Origin of the sequence: Photobacterium alginatilyticum (assembly GCF_009910675.1) — a bacterium.
Lineage (GTDB): Bacteria > Pseudomonadota > Gammaproteobacteria > Enterobacterales > Vibrionaceae > Photobacterium > Photobacterium alginatilyticum.
This window is the reverse complement of sequence record NZ_RSEJ01000137.1, coordinates 1-960: the sequence shown is the minus strand read 5'-3', so window position 1 is coordinate 960 and position 960 is coordinate 1. Positions and strand designations below refer to the sequence as shown.

Genomic DNA, 960 nt, shown 5'->3' with positions numbered 1-960 from the left:
TAACGCCTGCAATAAGGTGCCCCGCACTGAACTAGCAAAGCATACCGAACTTCAAACCGAAACCGCCGAGTGTAACGGGTCACCTTGATTGCCTTGTTATGCCAACCAAGTCCTATCACTACACTAGTTCGAAAGAATCACTGTAAACTGCCATCCCGCTACTTTTAATTCTACCAATGTCTATAGAGTCCTCCGATACACATAATCTCGAAGGGTCTGACAGTTTTACAAAGCCAAGGACATCAATATTGCATAATTCACTTACATCAAGATGGAAAAAATCACTGTCATCAAAGATAAAACTCCTTAACCTATTGGATCTGGCAAGGTTAGTAAAATTAGTAACACCAGAAAAAGAACAATTACCAAATCTTAGGTCACTTAAACTATTTGCTATGTCTTGTGAGAACTCTAATAATGAAACTGATTCAGGGAGATTTAGTTTAGGCAATAATGCCATATCAAAATTAAGGTTGTAAAAGTAAAGTTTCTTAAGATACTTAGAACTAACATCTGATAGGTTAAAGTCTATAAATGGTCCATCTAGCACCAAGTATGTCACAGATGAAGGTATATTTTTTAAAGATAAACTGGTGGGATTTATGCAAGATAGACGTAAATACTTAATTTCCAAATCTGATATTCGTGACAAATCAATAGAGTTGTCTATCATAATCGACAAMTCAGTGACTTTCTTACACTTAGATAGGTCAATCATATTAGATTGAGTCAATGTCAAACTCTTTCCAAACGATATTTCTGTTACATTAGGACTGTGAGAAAGTGATGATAGGTCTATTACCTCATAATCTTTTCTTTCCAACAATGCATCGGTGCAAAATTGTAAGCACCTTGTTCTTTTTGTAATTGCTTTCTTATATTCACTTCCATCTTTGAATAAACCAGTTATAAATGGCATATATCCCCTCTACTTAATTTGTGAATTTTAGGCATAACGCC

1 protein-coding gene is annotated in these 960 nt (G+C 35.1%); it reads right to left on the bottom strand.

Annotation, left to right across the window (positions count from 1 at the left end):
* Nucleotides 1-118 precede the first annotated feature (118 nt).
* Entirely contained in the window at nucleotides 119-919 is an 801-nt protein-coding gene (locus EIZ48_RS28370; RefSeq protein WP_160658747.1) for a hypothetical protein, read from the bottom strand.
* Between the last annotated feature and the right edge of the window lie 41 nt (nucleotides 920-960).